The following is an 18,741-nucleotide window of genomic DNA, read 5'->3' on the forward strand; positions in this document are numbered from 1 at the left end:
CGACCAGCCAGTCACTATCCCTTACCGGGCGGAAAAGGGCACCGCGACGGAAATGACAAACCCGCCGAGCGCGAGGCGCGGCGGGCGGTCACGCGTCGCACCAAGCTGGGCGGGGGGCTTGGGGTACCCTGGTGCGAGCAAACGATAGGCTATTAGCAAGCCGACAGATCGTAGTCCACCACCGCCGATGGAGAAGTTGGTCGCCCACGTGCGATGACCGCCTTTGTCGATTATCAACGACGCGGCTCACCCATCCGCCTTTTTGGAGGGGTTTTAGTGATCTTTCCACCAAATGACGTACATTGATCCGATCCTGACCACCGGCACGCGACGCTCCCGCTCGCGGACGCGCAGCCCGCTAGGTCTTCACCTTCAGCGTGCCCCCAGGCAGCCTGATGCGTAACGCCATGACCAATATCCTTAATGGCGGCAATCTACGCGCCTTTTGTGACGGAAGAGCAACCCAAGTTTGCTAATTGGCCGATTCTGCATTCGTGGACGTATGATGCAGCCGCGAGATCGTGCCGTTGCTGACATTGTAGCGGCTGGCGACCTGCTCCTCTCCTCCCTATTGTGGAACAAAGGGCAGCCCTCGCGCGAGGCGAAATCCAGCCACTGCCGCGCATCAGGCTGTTCGCAACCTCGTTGCCGCACCACCCGCCTCTGGAAATGCGGTATTTCGAGGTGTCCGAGCGATACGATGCGGTTGCCACGTCAGGCGCAATCATTGAAACAGTTTCTTGAGGCTGCCTCAAAGCGAGAAACTGGTAAGGTTGTAGACGCGACTGTAGGTTGCACCAGGCCGGGCGACACCTTGATCCTGACGAAAGGGCTCGGTGTCGGCATCTATTCCGCCGCCATCAAGATGCAGGCGCTTTCCGAGAGCGGCTATCGCGAAATGATCGCCTCCACCACCCTTCTCAACCGGACGGATCGGAGCTGGCGAAGGACGCGAGCGTCCACGCGGTCACCGACGTGACCGGATTTGGCTTGCTCGGACATGCTCTCGAGATGGCACGCGGTTCCGGGTGCACGCTGATAACTTGCAGCCGCGATGTGCCGCTGTTTTCCGAAGCCGCCTCGCTCGCGGTCGACGGCCACGTCACCGGCGCATCGTGGCGCAACTGGGCGAGTTATGGCGACGCGGTAAGCCTACCTCCCGGCATGCCCGAGTGGCGACGCCACCTTCTCACGGACCCACAGACTTCGGGCGGGTTGCTGGTTGCTTGCGAGACCGACAGCGCAGCGGCGCTCGTCGAGAGGATCGGACGGTAATCCTTCGGCTCGCATCATCGGCCATGCTAGGCCCGGCGCGCCGACAATAGTAGTAGAGGCCTGAACGAATCGGCGAACCTCGTAACATTGATAGATAACGATAATGGTAGGCTGGGAGGGTCAGATTTTTCACGCAAAATCAATATGTTAGCGGCTGGTTCGCCAACCCATTTACTTCGTATTCTCTCGTAAGGCCTGGCGAACCTAAGGATCAAGAGGGGGACTAATTTTCATGCAAGTGGTGTCTCGTTTTTCCACAAAAAGGATCGATGAACCCTCGGGCTGAAAGCCGACGGTCCGCTATCGGGAGGTATCTAGCTCAGGCGGACATTCCACATACAACGAAGGAGGCCGTTCCGGCTTGGTCGTGCCAAACCCGAACGCTGACGGATTAAGCCGGGACAACACAACGACTTGGCGCTCAGCAAAGTCATCCGTGATGCCGGCAAAGTGACCGTAAACCTTCGGCCGCTTATGACGTCGATCTCATGTGTTTCCGTTTGGTCGGTTCCACAACTTGGGCCTAAGTCCGACGATCATTTTTTAATCCGATTTGTCGCGTCGCCCGGCGGTGCGGTGGCTTGTATCCGGGCACGCGTCTCAACATATCACTATTCGGCAAGCGGACTCGCGGTTTGGCAACGGTCGCAGGAGCCCGTCTTGCCCGGGCGTCTTGGCTTTCAGCAGGCGGTGATTTCGCTCCCGAAGGCGGCGTAGAAGGAGACTATGTGATGATTACTGGTGCTCAATGCCGCGCCGCTCGCGCGCTGGTCGAATGGACTCGCGAAAAGCTCGCCGGCAATTCAGGCGTGGATGCGTTGGTCATCGAAGAATTCGAGCGTCGGATCACCCTCCCCGACCGTGACATCTGCGACAAGCTACAAACCGCGCTCGAAAACGCCGGTGCCGCTTTCATTGCGGAGAACGGTGGCGGTATCGGAGTTCGCCTTAAGCTCAACCGCTCCGAAGTCAGACGGATCGGCGTTCTGGAAAATGAAGGCGGCATCGTCGGGACAGATGCCGTTCCATAGGCTCAATTGGTTCGAAGTTCGATGGACCTACAGGAGCCATCGGTTTGCGACCAAGGAGGCCGTCGTGACGGTTGTCTGGAACGATCTTACACAGGAGGAGCAGACAGCGCTTAAGGGGTTGAATCGCGGTCCCTACCCGGCGCTATCCAAAGCATTGGCAGAACGCCTTGTCTTTCTCGGACTGGCGGAAGAAAGACCAAGTGGCACGGGCATAAATGGACGAGCGCTAGTGATAAACACCTTGCTGAACGTTCGCCCTGACTAGCTCCGAACTTGATAGCCGAGGCGGTGCCTTGACTTCCGAAATTGCTTCACCAACTATAGCTTTATGGACGTCACCGTCAAAATCCGTTGCGATTTTCTTTTCCGGGTTTGTCCCATCGCGGGATCATAACCCCCGGCTCGGCTGCTATGGGCCCCGAGCCGAGGGGCAACACTCCTAAGTCAACATGTGATCCGTAGGGTGCACCGCCTCTGGGCTTTGGTGCATCGACGAAGATTTTCCCGAATTGGCCACTTCCCGCCACCTTTGATGACGGCTGGCCCAACTAGAATATGAGTATCCAAATGCAGAACAACACGAAAACCGGGCGTAAGCCGAACATCCGCATCTCGCAGTCGGATCATGCGCGTCTATCGGCGCTTGCGAGCACTGTGGCTGTACGAAATCCGAAGGCTTCCGATGAACTGCTCGCCGAACTCGAGCGGGCGCGTATCCTCGCCGATGGTTCGGTCTCCGCTGACACCGTCCAGATGGGTTCGTCGGTGACGTTCAAGCCCGATACGGGCGACGCGAAAACAGTCACGCTGGTTTTTCCTGGCGATGCGGATATCTCCGCAGGCAAGGTTTCAATCCTCACGCCGATCGGCACGGCCCTGATCGGTCTCTCGGCCGGGCAGTCGATCATGTGGACTGCGCGCGATGGGCGCCGGCACGAACTGTCGGTGCTTGCGGTGAGCCAGCCCGCTCCGGAAGGCGATATAGCTGATCGGCGCGTGCCAGCGTCTTCGACAATTGCGGCGGGCGTCTAGACATGGGCGTTTCCATCCGTCTCCTCAATCACGCGGGCAGCCTCATCGCGGGAGTGTGACCCCTGCGCCGGCCTATCCTGGCCCGGCACAGGGGTAGCTTTCCACACCCGATCAATTGCTTGACGCCGGATCCCTGCAGAGGGCCGGCCGGAGACGCGCCATGTCCACTATCGATAGCTGCCAACTGACCACCAAGGACAACACGATACTTGAAGTGATGCAGGAGCGCCGCCCTGCCCGCGGCGATGCCTTCTCGACTATACTTCAACGGAAGATCTCGAGCGCGGTTGTAATGTTTCGGGAAGACATCCCGGCCACCGTCGTGACACTCAGTACCCGCGTGGCTTATCGGGTGAACGACGGCCCTGCCGAAACCCGCATCGTCGCCCATGACGAGATGCGCGGTCTGGTCGGCATGCTTTTGCCGATCACCAATCCGCGCGGCCTTGCGCTGCTTGGTCTGGCCGAAGGTCAGTCCATGTCCATTTCGACAACGGACGGCGGCGTTGAGACGCTGACTGTGCATGAAGTGGTCTATCAGCCAGAAGCCGCAACGCGCGAGAGACTGAAGCTGGCGGGGGGTGCTGCACCGGGTTCGTGGCGAACGGACGGACCGGTTCTGCGCATCGTCCATCGTTCCGATGAGGCGCAAGACAACGCGGCAAAGCAAGTCATGGCGGCTTTCGACCCCGGGTTCGACGACCCGGGCCCGTCAGCCGCCTGAAAGCTCGACTATCCCGAAGGCTGTGAAGGCGGATAAACAAGCATTCCGTTAGCCCTTGCCTGTACCAAGCTAGGCCAACAAACTAGGATCTGATTATGGATGATTACGACAACCAGAAAGGCGCCAAGCCGGAAGATGTGCGAGCCGCGTTGAGAGGCTGGGCATTCTTCGGCGTTCTAATGACCGGAATCTTTGGCCTGGCCTACGCTTTGATCGAAATGTAAATGACCGACGAAGCCGACCAGCTTGTCATTGCAGTCTTTGCGATCCTTCCAGTAACGCGAACCGTGGCTTCGTGCCTGGAGGGACGATCATTGCACAACCTGCTTCAATCCGCGTAGCGCCTCCTGCACGTCGGCTCGCGCCTCGCTTGCTTCTGGATAGACTGCATAGGCCGGATAGGTGAATTCCGGCGCGCCTTCCACGACCTCGAGCTGCCCCGCCTCGATGTGGGGCGCTGCGGCGCCCCTGCGGAAATAACCCATTCCGCCGGCGCGCAGGATGTAGCTCAGCCCAAGCGGGCCAAGGCCGACCATTAATCCCGGCTCGCCGAAGGCAGAGGAACTGGCACCATGCTGGGCCGCAAACAGCGGCCCCCAATCGACATAGACATAGTCCTTGGAGCCGACAGGTTCCCCGTCTTTGTCCGTGGTCCGAACCAGGACGAGCTGCTCCTCGACGAGAAGAACTACCCTGAAACCCGGCAGCAGCTTCGGCGCATAGAGCACCGCAATGTCCAGAACGCCAGTCCTGAGCTGTTCGAGGAGCTGGTCCGGCACGCCGACTTGGGCTTGGATGGCGATCTCCGGCCTGGCCTTCTTCATCCAGACCAGCCAGTCGAGCAGCAGCGGGTTCCATAGACTGAGCTCTCCGCCCAAGGCAACGACGCTTGTCCTTCCCGATGGGATGGCGAGCTGGTGCCGTGCCCGTTCCCAGATTTGCACGAATGACTGGGCAAACCGCTCGAACTCCCGGCCCGCCGACGTCAGCTGCGCGCCATTACGGTTGCGGATAAAGAGCTGACGTCGGAGCTCTTCCTCCAGCGCGCGTATCCGCGCGCTGACAGTTGTCTGAGTGACGTGGAGTCGGTCGGCAGCTCTCAGAAAGCTGCCGGAATGGACGATTTCTAAAAACGTGCGTGCGCGGTCGATGTCCATCACAGGTTCCAGTTCAGTGCAATAATCTTGCACTAATACAGCATTTAATTCCGTTTGCCTTCCTGTTTTACGCAGCGCAACGTCCAGATAGGCGGGGTTTCCGCTGCAAGGATATGGAGCGTGCGATGTCTGATCAGGAGGATGTTTACCCGGAGAGGAGAGAATACGCCTCTCCGCCATGCTTTATGCATGAGCTTGTCCTCGGGTACGGCACCGAGTCGGTCGTCCAGGACGCATGGCCCGATGTCTGTCGATGGCGCAAGGCGGAGCGCAAGCGCCTGATCGACGAGCGTCTTGCCGTCGACGCCGAGGAACGCGTTGCGAGGTCTTTACGCATCGCTTCCGCTCTCGACCTGGCTGTCGGCCGGGTGAGCGGCCGCATCGTCAGCGGCTACTGGCCCTTTCGAGGCGAGCCGGACCTTCGCAACTGGGCGATACGGGTGATCGAGCGCGGCGGGCGGATCGCGTTGCCGGTTGTTATCAAAAAGGGCTGGCCGCTGGAGTTTCGTATCTGGGGACCGGGATACCCGCTGGAACGCGGCGTCTGGAATATTCTTATCCCCTCTCATGGACCTGCCGTCCAACCGGATGTGGTCATCGCGCCCGTTGTCGGTTTCGACCAGGCAAACTATCGCCTGGGCTATGGCGGCGGCTTTTTTGACCGGACCCTGGCCGCCGCGCCGAAGCGGCCTTTCGTCGTAGGCGTCGGTTACACCGGCAGCAGGGTCCAGACGATCTATCCGCAGCCGCACGACATTCCGATGGATGTGATCGTCACCGATGAATGAGTAAGTGCAGGCAAGGCCTGATCCCCTTGTGACGGCCGATTGCAGATGCCGTCCATCGTTGAGTCGGCTTGCCTGCCAACAGTGAAGAGCAGGAAGCACATCATGTCTGATCCAGCCACGGCCTTGGACGATCGCAAGCCCCGGTTTGTCATCAGGTGGCTGTTCTCCACCAACCACAAGGATATCGGGACGCTTTACCTGCTGTTCTCGATCATGGCCGGGGTTTTCGGTACAGCGCTTTCCGTATTGATCCGCATGGAGTTGCAGGAGCCGGGCCTGCAGATATTTGGCGATCCGGGGGTCTACAACGTCGTCGTCAGTGCCCACGGACTGGCCATGATCTTTTTCGTCCTAATGCCGGCACTGATTGGTGGCTTCGGCAACTGGATGGTGCCGATCATGATTGGCGCCCCCGACATGGCTTTCCCCCGCTTGAACAACATCTCATTCTGGCTGCTGGTGATGTCATTTAGCCTCTTCATCACCTCGATGTTCGTTCCGGGAGCGCCCGGCACGCTTGGCCATGGCGGCGGCTGGACGCTCTACCCGCCCTTGTCGACTGATGGCCAGCCAGGCCCCGCGGTCGACCTCGTGATTCTGTCAATCCACCTGTCAGGTGCCTCTTCGATCCTTGGCGCTATCAACTTCATCACCACCATCTTCAATATGCGCGCGCCTGGCATGACGATGCACAAGATGCCTCTGTTCGCCTGGTCGATGCTGGTTACTGCCTTCATGCTTCTGATGTCGCTGCCGGTACTCGCCGGCGCCATCACCATGCTTTTGACCGATCGCAATTTCGGGACGACCTTCTTCGCGCCCGCCGGCGGCGGTGATCCGATCCTCTACCAGCATCTGTTCTGGTTCTTCGGCCATCCCGAAGTCTACATCATGATTCTACCCGGCTTCGGCATCATCAGCCATGTCATCTCGACCTTCGCCAGGAAGCCGATCTTCGGCTATCTCGGCATGGCCTATGCGATGGTGGCGATCGCCGCGATTGGCTTCGTCGTGTGGGCGCATTATATGTATACCACCGGCCTGTCGGTGGACACCCAGCGTTACTTCGCCTTCGCCTCGATGGTCATCGCCGTTCCAACCGGCGTGAAGGTGTTTTCGTGGCTGGCGACTATGTGGGGAGGATCGATAGACTTCAAGACACCGATGCTCTGGGCTCTCGGTTTCGTCCTGCTGTTCACCATCGGCGGCGTAACCGGCATCATGGTTGCAAATCCTGGTATCGACCGCGTGTATCACGACACCTATTTTGTGGTCGCCCACTTTCATTATGTGCTGTCTTTGGGCGCGGTCTTCGCCATCTTCGCCGGCTTCTATTACTGGTTCCCGAAGATGACCGGCTATATGTACAACGAAACGATGGGCAAGCTGCATTTCTGGGTGATGTTCATTGGCGTCAACCTGGTCTTTTTCCCGCAGCATTTTCTCGGCATGGCCGGCATGCCGCGGCGCTATGCCGACTATCCCGACGCTTTCGCCGGCTGGAATTTCGTCTCGTCGATCGGGTCCTACATTTCAACGGCCGGACTTGTCGTCTTCTTCATCACGGTAGCGGAAGCCTTCAGACGCAAACGCCAGGCTGGCGCCAACCCATGGGGCGAAGGGGCGGCCACCCTCGAATGGCTGCTGCCGTCGCCGCCACCCTTCCACCAATGGGAAAAGCTGCCGCGCATTCTCTAACACTGGCCTCTGCTCCAAATCGGCGTTTGTTATTGTTGGGGAGACTGTCATGAACGAGACCACAGATCCAAACAACCAGATCCTGCTCGTAGTAATTGTCGCGTTTTATTGGGCATTGCTGGCAGGTTGGGACCAGCTGCTGCCGCGCTCGGATGACGACAAGACCAAGCGGGGCGATGCAGTGACTGAGCAACGAAGCAGCGTTGCCGATTACACTTCATCGGCGGGCCCTCCCTTGGATGTGATTCGGGACATCGATCCGAATTTTGACCTCGCCGCGTTTCTGATCGGCGCGAAAACGGCCTATGAAGTTATCCTGCGGGCCTATGCAGATGACGACATCCAAACGCTGAAACGCCTTGTCGGGCCGGAAGTGCTTGAGACCTTCGAACGAGCTATTGCCGGGCGCCGGGATCGGGAGGAGATGCTGCAGCTGACCCTCATCGGCGTGAGTGAAGCAAAAGTCATCGAGGCTCTCGAGGAGAATGGGACCGCGGAGATCGGCGTTCGCTTCGTTTCAGAGGTGGTCAGTGTCACCCGTTCAGCCAACGACCGGGTCGTGGCTGGCGATCCCACGCTGATTGTTGAGGTGATCGATACGTGGACGTTCGCCCGCGAAACACAGTCAACGAAGCGCGACTGGGTTTTGATCGCCACCGAGGGCGACTCACAGGTATGTGCTCTCCCCTGCCTCCCCGTGTCACCGTTGAAGGCAGTCAACCCGGAGCGTTGGGTGGCCTGAGCGGATTTGTCAGTTTTTGACAACACCCACGGACTATTTGCCTGTCGCGATCAATTGGACAGGACACGGCTTCAGTCGACCATTTTTCAAGCAGCGAGATGCGTAGCACGGCCTGGAAATAAATTACCAGATCGTATCCTTATGTGATATGGTCAAATCTTGGCCGAGAAAAATTAATAAGAAACAAAGGAGGCCGCGATGAGAGAGTATTTTTCATTTCAGCTATTCATGAGAATGTCGACTGCGTTATTTATTGGTGCCGCTATCTATTCCATCGTTTTCGGGAATACATAATAGCGCTTCGAGCCCGCAGTTAGACTTTCTCGAGACCAAGTCGCTGACATTTCCCGATCCTGAGCAGTAGCTAGGACGCGGCAGGACGCGCCTCGCGAACTGCTCCGACCTGCCAGCAGATCACTCAGGGACAAAACCACCCTGCGGCGCTAAGTGCAACCCAGTGGAACCATACCCGCGGCAGCTCGTGGCCCCTGGCCAGACGTTGATGCGTCGAGGTGCTGGCTGGTGAAGCCCAGTCTCGCCAAGCCCCTGCGTACTTCCGGCGCGCCCATGAACAGCCTCCACAAAAGCCCTGTACGATGGTTCTCGATCATTGCGATGATTGGCCCCTGATTGACGCCAGATATGTCCGGGAGTACCAGTTGCGAGGTTCGCAAAACGCGTCGACAAAGCCGAAGCGGCCCCATATGCGGTTTCGAGGCTTGGTCAGGAAACCGCGCAGTGCGCGCATCGCTTCCCCGGGAGCATAAGGGAAACTCGACAGGGCAGCGGACGGGGTGATTACGCCAAAGTCCCTGTCAGGTGCACTCGCGATGTATCCTCGCGGTCCATGGCTCGCGGTCAGACCCCAGCAGTCAGGGCCGTATCCCAAATGGTTATGGGGGTTGCGGACGCAATGCCGATAATTGATCTGCGTATGACGGAGGTTCTGTTGCCAGTAGTCGGCGTATCGGTCGCTTAGGCCTCGTGGATCGAGCCCGCAGAAGGAATATTGCGAAAAAAAGAGCGGACCACTAGAATCCATTCCCAATGGTAGCACGATCCCGTAATGATCGCGCCCGTTTCGAAAGTCGGATCCACCAGCAAAGCCTTCGTGATAGATGCCCGGATCGATGGGGTGGCGAGTTGATCCCGCCGCCAGCACGAAGGTGAGCATGCATTCGTTCCAACCTCTGATCGGGCTGTCCATCGCCCAGCCGTGGTTCGGGCTCCAGTGCCACATCAGTTGCCGGGCTCCGCGTGTGAACCAGTTCCATTCGACCTGCAGCAACAGCGCGTTCACGCTATGGCGAAGGCGTACCTCCTCGGTTGCCATCCCGGCGAAATACTCGCGGGCGCAGATCAGACCTTGAAACAGGAAAGTGGTTTCGACCAGATCAGCGCCGTCATCCTTGCGACGGAATGGAATTGTAGCACCGGTTCGGCCATTGATGAAATGCGGGAACACGCCGTGGTAGCGCGGCGAGCTTTCCAGGAAATCCAGCATTCGCAGCAATCGGCATAATGCCACAGTGCGATCGATCCAACCGCGTTCAACCGCAACGATGATTGCCATGATACCGAAGCCAGAGCCGCCAATAGCTGTGAGATCGTTGGCCGGAGCACCGATGGTCTTCTGACGGTCTCGGGCAAGACCACTGACGGGATGTGCGCCTTCCCAGAAGTACCGGGCCGTTTGCCGTCGCACGATATCCAGCAGCGCTTCATCGTCGAGCTCGCGATCGTTTGCCGGGAAGTCGGGTGCTTGGAGCGTGCTGGGAATCATCGGGACGGTGTTCCTGAAATGGGCATACAGGCCGCCGGTCAATATGCCGTACCGGCTTTGCGGCATATTGAAAAGTTTTTAGAGTTTCTCCGCCGGGCCGCTGGCGCCAAAGCCCGCTATACCGATGAAAGTGCCGCGGCGCCTTCTCGTCGAGCATGGCCTTGGCGGTCATCAGATCGTCGCTTCGCTTTTATGAGACCGCAGCCTAAATATACCAGCACCGACCACAGCCCAAGGCATTGCAAACGCGCCAATGACGTTACCGATCTTCTCGGGCAACCCGAAAGGCTAGCTGCTTCGTTGGCCACTACATCTCAATTAGGACGTAGGCGACACCCAAAGACTACTCATTAGAACACCAAACAATGCCCACCCTTCAATGAGGCGCGCACGTCCTCAGGCTCAGCGCCTTTCTGGTTGTGGTAGTCGTCCATAATTAGATCCCAGGTTTGTCGATCGGTACTTGGTACAAAATCAATAGAGAATGAGCAATCCCAACCCCTGCCCGCTAAGCGTTCGCGGGATTCGCGCTCCTATCTTTCCTCAGAGAACGGCAACGGCCCTTTACATCGCATCTTATAATTTGACGTAGTCAGGGCAAAACCACACTTTCATACGCGCAAGCTAGAGAAGCTGGAGAATTTCTCTCACAAAGTCCGTCTGGTCTGTTGACAATGCCGGAATATCAGCCTGAGACGTCCTTGCCTCCGGCTCGGCTAGACGCCGGAGGCGTGCTCTGCATTATTCGAAAACTCATGACGATCATTGTAGCAGGAGTCCGCCGGCCGGTGTGATCGAAAGGGTTCCTTCTCTACTCGAACATGATCCGAGCAGCACCTCTTTTGGCGAGCAACATTCTCCGAGCTTCCTGGATACGCTGAGCCTGTTGTTTGGTATATGGACCCATCGGCCGGGTCTTTTCATCGCCGCGACGAACACGGCAATACCAGCGGCCGCTGTCCGAGAAAATTTCAACCAGGGTCGGTGCATCGTTAGCCGCCTGCTCAGCGACCTCGTCGACGAATTTCACGATCTTTGAATAACGCTGGACGGGCGCAACCGTGTCCAAGCCATTGGTGACACCTAGTTCCTGCTGCACTGTGGACATAGTCGAACTCCTTTCAGTCACAACCACATTCCGCTTCGCCATTCCGACTCTGACTTCCGCTTTTCGGAAGTCGAAGCTAGCTTGTCATTTGGCGCTCCATTTCCACCTCGGCCTCCAGACTTTCAACGTCGCGAAAGATTGAGGCGACAGCCAGCGTGCGCCCTTCTCGTTTGAAGCGGAGCAGGCAATCTTTGGCAGCAATGTCGCCGTCTACCGCGATCTCCTCCCACCGTTCGGCGTGACCGACATAGTTGATGGGAACATCGTAATGCTGGCTCCAGAAGAACGGCACGGCCTCGAATTTCTCACGATGACCGAGCATGTTGAGCGCGGCTGCTTGCCCCTGCCTCTCTGCAACCACCCAGTGCTCGACCCGAATGTTCTCGCCACTGTGAGGATCTGGCCACCGCGCAATGTCGCCGGCGGCGAATATGTCTGGCGCGCTCGTCTCCAGAAAGGCGTTCACCAGGACCCCGCGGTCAAGGATGAGCCCAGCCTTTTCCGCGAGGCCGATCCGCGGGCGCACGCCTATGCCGGCGACGACGAAGTCGGCAGCTAACGTGCCGCCGCTGCTGAGCTTCACCTTTTTGCCATTGATGCTGCTCGCCGTGTCCTGAAGATGGAAAACAACGCCGTTTTCCTCATGGATAGTGCGGATGAAGTCACCCATTTGCGGACCGAGGACCCGCTCCATGGGGCGCTTATCCGGCGCCACGACATGAACTTCGATCTTGCGCGAGCGCAGGGCCGCGGCAGCTTCCAGCCCAATGAAACTGGCACCAATCACGACAACGATATGCGCAGTGGTGGCTCGCTCAATGATCGCCTTGCAATCTGCGAACGAGCGCAGTGTGTGAACATGCGGCTGGTCTGCCCCGGGTGTGGTCAAGCGAACCGGCTCGGCCCCGGTCGCAAGAAGCAGCTTGTCGTAAGGAGTCGAGGTCCCGTCCGCGAGTACAACCTCGCGAGAACGTAGGTCGATCCGCGCGACATTCGCATTAAGATGCAGGTCGATACTATTCTTTGAGTAGAAGCTTTCGCCACGCAACGGAATCCAGTCCTCCGGTGCCTTGCCGGCGAGGTAGTCCTTGGAAAGGTTGGGGCGATCAACCGGCGGTGCTTCATCATTGCTGAGCATGACGATACTGCCTTGATAGTGTTCGCGCCGCAATTTTTCGGCCGCCGCGAAACCGGCTGCGCCGCCGCCGACGATGACGATTTTCTCCGGAACGGTGCCGGAGCCTCCATCGCGCGGCTTGGGTGCGGTCCGTTTGCGCTTCTCGCCCACGAATATCTGATCATCGCGTTGTTCCACCGACCAGCACGCGAGTGGACTGAAGGCAGGCGTTCGCAAGGCTTCGCCTGTACGCAAATCAAAGCACGCGTGATGCCACGGACACCGGACCGTGTCTTCCACCACAAGACCGTTGACGAGCGGCCCGCCGTAATGCGTGCAAGTCGCCCCGACGGCGAAGATCTCGGCCCCGCGGCGTACCAGCAGCACCTGCTCATTGCCGCAATGGCCGACCAGCTTTCCACCGTCGGGAAGATCGGCGAACGCGATGCCCTTGACCAGGTCTGGCCCGATCACTTCGGTAGGGTCCACAGCCATTTTCTTCTCCTTGGCGATTTCGACAAAATCGCATCCAGGGGAGCGGCGACAGGCTCATCAGCCTCTGAGCGCACAAAGCCAGCGCGTCTTCAAATTCTCGATTTCGCTTTCACCTGACTAGAGCGAAACTGGCGCTCCACGGCTCAACTTCCCGCCATTCCCGGCATCATGCAAACGAATTTAATCGGTAATTGAGTGCAATTTTTATGGTGGCTTCCTCAGCCATTCCACTGCGGGCAATTACAGAATCGCTTGCCCCGTCTTACCCCAGTCGGCGAGAAAGGACTCGAGGCCCTTGTCGGTGAGTGGGTGTTTGACGAGGTTTCTGAGTACCGCTGGTGGTACGGTTGCGATATCGGCGCCTGCGATCGCCGCCTGTTTGACATGGAGAGGCGTGCGAATCGAGGACGCCAGGATTTCCGTGGTGAAGGATTTGTCGTTGTCGTATATCGTGCAGATTTCTCGGATCACTTCCATGCCGTCCAGACCGAGATCGTCGAGCCTGCCGACGAAGGGCGAAATGAAGGTCGCGCCTGCCTTGGCTGCGAGCAGTGCCTGGTTGGCTGAAAAGCACAGGGTGACATTGACCTTGTGCCCAACCTGACTGAGCGCCCGGCAAGCCCTGAATCCTTCCCAGGTCGACGGCACCTTGACGGCCACATTGCCGGCAATGCCGGCCAAACGCTCTCCCTCGGCGATCATGCCGTCGAAGCCGGTCGCGGTGACCTCTGCCGAAACTGGGCCCTCAATTGTCTGGCAAATCTCTTTTATCACATCCCTGATCGGTCGGCCGGTCTTTGCGATAAGGGACGGGTTTGTGGTCACCCCGTCGAGAATGCCAGCGGCGGCAAGCTCGCGAATTTCAGAAATGTCGGCTGTATCGACAAAGAATTTCATTGTTCTTCTCCTCAACTGAACGCGCCCATCGATGATTGGATGGATTTTCCTTGGTTTGGTTCCGGAGAAACGAGTTTGTTGTCGCTGTCGAGACCGCAAGCCAGTGTCTTCGGCAGTGGAGGAGGGGCGCGCCGTTTTCATCGATGTCTCAGCAAAACCTCTCTAAGGACGACGGCATCGTTGTGAGCCTCGTCATGAGCCGCGTAGACGAGTGTGACGGCGCCTTGCCGTAGCAGATCGCGTAGTCGGTCGAGCACATCGCGATGCTCATGGATTTCCGCCGCATATCGCTGGCGGAATTCCTCCCAGCGTGCTGGATCGTGTCCGAACCATTTCCGAAGCTCGGTGCTTGGCGCGAGTTCCTTCATCCAATAGTCGATCGCTGCTTCCGTCTTCTTGACCCCGCGCGGCCAAAGCCGGTCAATCAGCACGCGAATGCCGTCGTCGGCGGCCGGGCTCTCATATGCCCGTTTCAACTTTACTCTCTCGTTGAAGATTTTTTCGCTCATCGAGGTCGAGTCCCGTCCGTGTCTATGTCGTTGAGGGCATCGAGAAGGCTGGCGAATTTGCTTCTCAGGATTTCTTCGTCGACCGCATCCGACACGAATACGAAGATGTCGCCGCGATATCGCTCGATCCAGTGATGGCCGGCGCCGCGGCTACGCAGGTAGCTACCGATCAGTTGGATCGTGGAATCTCCCAGACCCTTGTGCAGGAGAAATTTCATCAAGGTTGCACTTTGCCCAGGGACAGGTTCCCGTCTGATTCAGGGGCCGACCTTCTGGCCCTGAGCGTTGAACTGTTTCAGATAGGCGATGACGTCGGCGATCTCCTGGTCCTTGCTGAGACCGGCAAACGCCATCTTTGTGCCCGGCACCAGCTTGCGCGGCGCCCTCAGATAGGTCGTCAGCGTCGGTTCATCCCAGGTCAGACCCGAATTCATGTTCGCCGAGGAATAGCTGTAATCGGGATACTCACCGGCCGCTCGGCCGACGATGCCGTTCAAAACCGGACCTACCCCGTTTTGTGCGTCAGGGCCGACCTTGTGGCAGGCCATGCACCTCCTGAAGACGACGGCACCGGCTTCGGCGTTGCCGGGGGATGAATCCTGCGCATGGGCCGAACCGACTGCAGTGACAATCGCGGTCGCCAATCCAAGCATGGTCGATTTCATGGTTGCTGCTTTCAATGAGCGGCGGCTTGGTTTTCGCCAAGTCCGCCCCTGGCAATATCGGGATTCACACAGCCTGCCGGATCCAAATCGCGGATCCGGCAGACGTTGCCTCAGGAGGGAACCAGTGGGCCGGGGTTCTTCAGATACTGATTCTTGATCGCGTCCACCGCCCAGTAGGCAAGAGCGCCTACCGGTCCGGTCGGGTTCTTCCCCGCGTTCTGGGGGAACACGCAAGCGCCGGTGACGAACACGTTCGGGACATCCCAGACCTGAAGGTATTTGTTCAGAACACTGGTGCTCGGGTCGGCTCCGAATACTGCCCCGCCTGTGTTGTGTGTGCTCTGGTAAGGCACGATCGAATAAGGCACTGGGGGAATGCTCCGATCGACCTTGGCCGCACCCATCTCCTTGGCGATCGTCACGCAGATGTCGGCCTGAGCGTTCATCTGCTTTACCTCGTTGTCCTGGAAGTCGAACGTCATCCTCATCAGCGGACGCCCGAAAACGTCGGTGTAGGTCGGATCGAGACTCAAATAGTTCTGCCGGTAGGCCATCACCGCGCCTTGATTGCCAATGCTGGCCGCGTGGTCATAATTGTCGACCACTGCCTCCTTCCAGTCGGAGCCCCAGCGCGGCGTGCCGCGCGGTGTTGGATGCGACTGGATCGGCCTGGCACCCGAGTTGCTGCAGCTGATGCCGCCGCCACCGATGTAGCCGGCCTTCTCGAAATCGTAGTTGTCGGCGTTGAAATCATCCATGCAGGTGCCGAGCGCGCCGGCCCCCATGAAGCGATTCAGGATGGTTTTCTTGTCGAAGAAGGCGGTAGCTCCGCCACCGCACTGATAGGCATAGTTGCGGCCGACCACGCCCTTTCCCGTTGCCGGGTCATAGGGCACGCCAATCCCCGAATGCAGCAACAGGTTGACGTTGCCGAGCGCATAGGCCGCCAGGATGATGAGGTCGGCAGGCTGTTCCAATTCCCGCCCGCGTGCGTCGAGATAGGTGACGCTGACCGCCTTCTTGCTGGTCGAGTCGAGATTGACCTTCAGCACGATCGAGTTGGTGCGCAGTTCGAAATTCGGGTTCTCCAACGCCAGCGGGATGACGGTGAAATGCGGGCTAGCCTTGGCATTCGCCTCGCAGCCGAAACGTTCACAGAATCCACAGTAGTGACACTGGCCGAAGGCAACGCCGTCCGGATTGACGTAATCCCGCGACGCGTTTGACGACGGGTTGGGGAAAGGGTGGTAGCCGAGATTGCGGGCCGCCTTCTCAAACATCACCATGCTCTGCGCGGCAATCATCGGCGGCTTGGGGTACTCGTCCTTTCGTGGTCCCTCGAAGATGTTGCCGCCATCGATCTTTCGGCCGTTAATGTTGCCGGCTTTGCCGGAGGTGCCGCAAGTTTTTTCGAACTTGTCGTAATAGGGCTCGAGATCGTCATAGGTGATCGGCCAATCCTGCAGGTGCATATCCGAAGGGACGAGCTTTTCGCCGTATTTGTCGACCGTCCGGGTGCGTGCCTGATGATCCCATTCTAGCCAGCGCCAGGTCACGCCATTCCAGTGCACGCCGGCGCCGCCGACGCCCTGGCCGGGCAGGAACGAGCCGAGTTGACGCATCGGCAGCGCCGTCTGCGATTCATTATTGCGGAATGTGATGGTTTCCCGCCGCACGTTCTGCATGAGGTCGTAGCGGGCGGCGTAGCGCAACTCGTCATGGATCTGCGGGTCGATGAAATCCGGATTGGTGTCACGCGGGCCTCCCCGCTCAAGGGCGACGATTTTCAGCTTTGTCGATGCAAGCTCCTTGGCAATGATGCCGCCTGTCCACCCAAGACCGACAATCAGGACATCGACCGCGTTGAGTTTGGTGGCCATGTTAGAGTCTCCTTTTTATTGCGTGAATTAAATGAGATCCTGTATGCCCTTCGGATCGGCCGCGTAGGGCTTGTTCCGAAACGGTTCGATCTTGTCCATGTACATGGCGTCGGCGCCTGGGAAGCCGATCATCTTCCACGCCGCGCCATCCTTGTTTCCGCCATACATCGGGTCGGCGAAATAACCCTCGATCGTGAGCTGGAGCAGAAGCCCGAAGAACGTTTCGGTTGGCACTGTTGGAAGCTCGACCATCTTGCCCTCGAGTTCGCTCATCACCGCGACACGATCTTTTGCCGAAAGGTTCTCGAAAGTGCTCTTGTGGTTTTTCTGCACATAGGCACTGACGTCGGCGATGCCGGCCCGGATCAATTCCGATGGCGTCATCAGCAATTGATAGCCTTGTTCTGGCGTGCCCTCGCCGAACGGCCCTTCCAGATACAGCCGGTCGCCCTTGCCGTATCCGCTGGCCATTTGCCGATCGATGTAGATCGCAACGCCGAGTTCCTTGGCGCCGGGGCCGGTTGAATCGCTGGGAATGAGCGTGTCGATCGCTGCCTCGATGAAGGCGGATTCGTCCACATTGAAGAATTCATAGCCAGAGCCTCCAGCTTGAGGTTCGGTGGCGGCGGTTCCGCGATGATGTTTTGTATCGGCCGTCGCGGCCACCATTTCGTCCGCCGATGCGGATCCTCCAAGCGGTAGTGTACTCGCGGCCGCGCCAGCCGCGCCGAACAGCTTCAGAAAGTCGCGACGCCCCACATCGCCTTGGCTCTTTTCTCTCGTCGACATGATTTCTCCTGTGACGCTGCAGGCAAAACGATGTGGGAGGATGGAGAGAGCTTCCGCCCGCTCCAACCGGCGCTGCGCAGCATCCAGCGCTAGGCTTGGTGGAATTCTTCGAGCCTAGTGCTGGAGCTAAGTATCTAGCAAACGAATTTGATTGACATTTAAACGCAATTTTTATGCTATTACCTTATGGATATTGAGCTCGCCCGCACTTTTATCGAGATCGTTTCGACAGGGAGTTTTATTCGGGCCTCGGAGCGCTTGAATGTCGCCCAGACGACCGTAAGCGCACGAATCCGCAACCTCGAGCAGCAACTGGGCCGCACCCTTTTTGTTCGCCACAAAGGCGGAGCTTCGCTGACCGCGGCCGGCGAGCAATTTCTGCGCCACGCCCCGATGTTCGTCCAACTATGGCAACGCACCCTTCATCAGGTTGCCGTGCCGCAGGGACGCCGGGCTGTTCTTACGGTCGGCAGCGAAGTCAGCCTTGCGCAACCTCTGCTGCTTGATTGGGTCCGATGGATGCGCGGCTCGCTTGAGGATATTGCGCTTCGAGTACACGTCGATGTGCCGCAGGATTTGATCAATCAGGTCGCATCGGGAATGGTCGACTTAGCTATCATGTACGCGCCCCCGCACAGACCGGGTTTGAAGATCGATCTGCTTCTGGAGGAAAAGCTCGTCCTTGTGACTACCAATTCCGAAGCGCGCCTCATGGACGGGTCCGATTATGTTTATATGGATTGGGGACCGGATTTTGGACTTCACCACGGGATGAATTTCCCCAGTGCTGCGCCGGATCTTTCTTTCGATCTCGGTCCACTCGCGCTGAACTATGTTCTCGCGGCTGGCGGCTCCGGATATTTCAGGATGAGCGCGGTTCAGCCGCACATAATGGCGGGCCGACTGCACCTTGTGCCTGAAATGCCGCAGTTCTCCTATCCGGTCTATGCGGTGCAATCCGCAAGTGCGGACGAGAGTGTAGTTGGTCCAGCGCTGATGGGATTGCATTCCGTCGCAAGCGGCGACATCAAATTCTGTGAGTTCTAGTGGA

At 58.4% G+C, this 18,741-nt stretch carries 17 protein-coding genes and 2 pseudogenes; 9 read left to right on the forward strand and 10 right to left on the reverse strand.

The features are described 5' to 3' along the window. Positions 1 to 799 precede the first annotated feature (799 nt). From selD to NKJ72_RS26790, 5 genes and pseudogenes are all read left to right on the forward strand, one after another. Positions 800 to 1,339, forward strand: a pseudogene (selD, locus tag NKJ72_RS26770) (selenide, water dikinase SelD); the annotation flags it as partial. A 571-nt stretch (positions 1,340 to 1,910) separates the two neighbouring features. After that, positions 1,911 to 2,306, forward strand: coding sequence for a helix-turn-helix domain-containing protein (locus NKJ72_RS26775; RefSeq protein ID WP_352480136.1), 396 nt, complete (start codon positions 1,911 to 1,913; stop codon positions 2,304 to 2,306). Between the two features lie 567 nt (positions 2,307 to 2,873). Continuing rightward, positions 2,874 to 3,338 carry a nucleoside diphosphate kinase regulator gene (gene rnk / locus NKJ72_RS26780; RefSeq protein ID WP_352480137.1) on the forward strand — a complete coding sequence of 155 codons (465 nt, stop codon included), beginning with the start codon at positions 2,874 to 2,876 and terminating at the stop codon, positions 3,336 to 3,338. A gap of 160 nt (positions 3,339 to 3,498) precedes the next feature. Then, positions 3,499 to 4,062 carry a GreA/GreB family elongation factor gene (locus tag NKJ72_RS26785; RefSeq protein ID WP_352480138.1) on the forward strand — a complete coding sequence of 188 codons (564 nt, stop codon included), beginning with the start codon at positions 3,499 to 3,501 and terminating at the stop codon, positions 4,060 to 4,062. Positions 4,063 to 4,157: 95 nt separating this feature from the next. Then, positions 4,158 to 4,286 (forward strand): hypothetical protein, encoded by a 129-nt coding sequence (locus tag NKJ72_RS26790; protein ID WP_352480139.1) that lies wholly within the window; start codon positions 4,158 to 4,160, stop codon positions 4,284 to 4,286. Between the two features lie 87 nt (positions 4,287 to 4,373). Here NKJ72_RS26790 and NKJ72_RS26795 read toward each other — a convergent pair whose 3' ends face one another. After that, positions 4,374 to 5,219, reverse strand: a complete 846-nt coding sequence (locus NKJ72_RS26795) for a LysR family transcriptional regulator (protein ID WP_352480140.1) — start codon at positions 5,217 to 5,219, stop codon at positions 4,374 to 4,376. 125 nt (positions 5,220 to 5,344) lie between these two features. Here NKJ72_RS26795 and NKJ72_RS26800 point away from each other — a divergent pair, with 125 nt between their 5' ends. From NKJ72_RS26800 to NKJ72_RS26810, 3 genes are all read left to right on the forward strand, one after another. Beyond that, on the forward strand, positions 5,345 to 6,007 hold the full coding sequence (locus NKJ72_RS26800) for a 5-formyltetrahydrofolate cyclo-ligase (RefSeq protein ID WP_352480141.1): 663 nt from the start codon (positions 5,345 to 5,347) through the stop codon (positions 6,005 to 6,007). A 102-nt stretch (positions 6,008 to 6,109) separates the two neighbouring features. Continuing rightward, complete coding sequence (ctaD, locus tag NKJ72_RS26805; RefSeq protein WP_352480142.1) at positions 6,110 to 7,705, forward strand: cytochrome c oxidase subunit I; 1,596 nt, start codon at positions 6,110 to 6,112, stop codon at positions 7,703 to 7,705. A gap of 49 nt (positions 7,706 to 7,754) precedes the next feature. After that, positions 7,755 to 8,447 (forward strand): Tim44/TimA family putative adaptor protein, encoded by a 693-nt coding sequence (locus NKJ72_RS26810; protein WP_352480143.1) that lies wholly within the window; start codon positions 7,755 to 7,757, stop codon positions 8,445 to 8,447. 443 nt (positions 8,448 to 8,890) lie between these two features. On the opposite strand, the pseudogene NKJ72_RS26815 reads toward NKJ72_RS26810, so the two are convergent. The 9 genes and pseudogenes from NKJ72_RS26815 to NKJ72_RS26855 form a co-directional block, all read right to left on the reverse strand. Further along, a pseudogene (locus NKJ72_RS26815) lies at positions 8,891 to 10,296 on the reverse strand (glucoamylase family protein). Between the two features lie 745 nt (positions 10,297 to 11,041). After that, entirely contained in the window at positions 11,042 to 11,338 is a 297-nt protein-coding gene (locus tag NKJ72_RS26820) for a hypothetical protein (RefSeq protein ID WP_352480144.1), read from the reverse strand. 76 nt (positions 11,339 to 11,414) lie between these two features. After that, positions 11,415 to 12,950: an FAD-dependent oxidoreductase gene (locus tag NKJ72_RS26825; protein WP_352480145.1), complete on the reverse strand. Its 1,536-nt coding sequence runs from the start codon at positions 12,948 to 12,950 to the stop codon at positions 11,415 to 11,417. 240 nt (positions 12,951 to 13,190) lie between these two features. After that, on the reverse strand, positions 13,191 to 13,847 hold the full coding sequence (fsa, locus tag NKJ72_RS26830; protein WP_352480175.1) for a fructose-6-phosphate aldolase: 657 nt from the start codon (positions 13,845 to 13,847) through the stop codon (positions 13,191 to 13,193). A gap of 137 nt (positions 13,848 to 13,984) precedes the next feature. Continuing rightward, a complete protein-coding gene (locus NKJ72_RS26835; protein WP_352480146.1) occupies positions 13,985 to 14,356 on the reverse strand; it encodes a DUF488 domain-containing protein in 372 nt (123 codons plus the stop codon). After that, positions 14,353 to 14,574 carry a hypothetical protein gene (locus NKJ72_RS26840; RefSeq protein WP_352480147.1) on the reverse strand — a complete coding sequence of 74 codons (222 nt, stop codon included), beginning with the start codon at positions 14,572 to 14,574 and terminating at the stop codon, positions 14,353 to 14,355. Before NKJ72_RS26840 ends, NKJ72_RS26835 begins: the two co-directional genes overlap by 4 nt. A 39-nt stretch (positions 14,575 to 14,613) precedes the next feature. Beyond that, positions 14,614 to 15,021: a c-type cytochrome gene (locus NKJ72_RS26845; RefSeq protein ID WP_352480148.1), complete on the reverse strand. Its 408-nt coding sequence runs from the start codon at positions 15,019 to 15,021 to the stop codon at positions 14,614 to 14,616. Between the two features lie 110 nt (positions 15,022 to 15,131). After that, the gene (locus NKJ72_RS26850; RefSeq protein ID WP_352480149.1) at positions 15,132 to 16,901 is read right to left on the reverse strand and encodes a GMC family oxidoreductase; all 1,770 of its coding nucleotides are present in this window, start codon (positions 16,899 to 16,901) and stop codon (positions 15,132 to 15,134) included. Between the two features lie 27 nt (positions 16,902 to 16,928). Beyond that, entirely contained in the window at positions 16,929 to 17,690 is a 762-nt protein-coding gene (locus NKJ72_RS26855) for a gluconate 2-dehydrogenase subunit 3 family protein (RefSeq protein WP_352480150.1), read from the reverse strand. 186 nt (positions 17,691 to 17,876) lie between these two features. Here NKJ72_RS26855 and NKJ72_RS26860 point away from each other — a divergent pair, with 186 nt between their 5' ends. Then, the gene (locus NKJ72_RS26860) at positions 17,877 to 18,737 is read left to right on the forward strand and encodes a LysR family transcriptional regulator (RefSeq protein WP_352480151.1); all 861 of its coding nucleotides are present in this window, start codon (positions 17,877 to 17,879) and stop codon (positions 18,735 to 18,737) included. Positions 18,738 to 18,741: the final 4 nt, after the last annotated feature.

It is taken from the genome of Mesorhizobium sp. M0045, assembly GCF_040323385.1.
Taxonomy (GTDB): Bacteria; Pseudomonadota; Alphaproteobacteria; order Rhizobiales; family Rhizobiaceae; genus Mesorhizobium.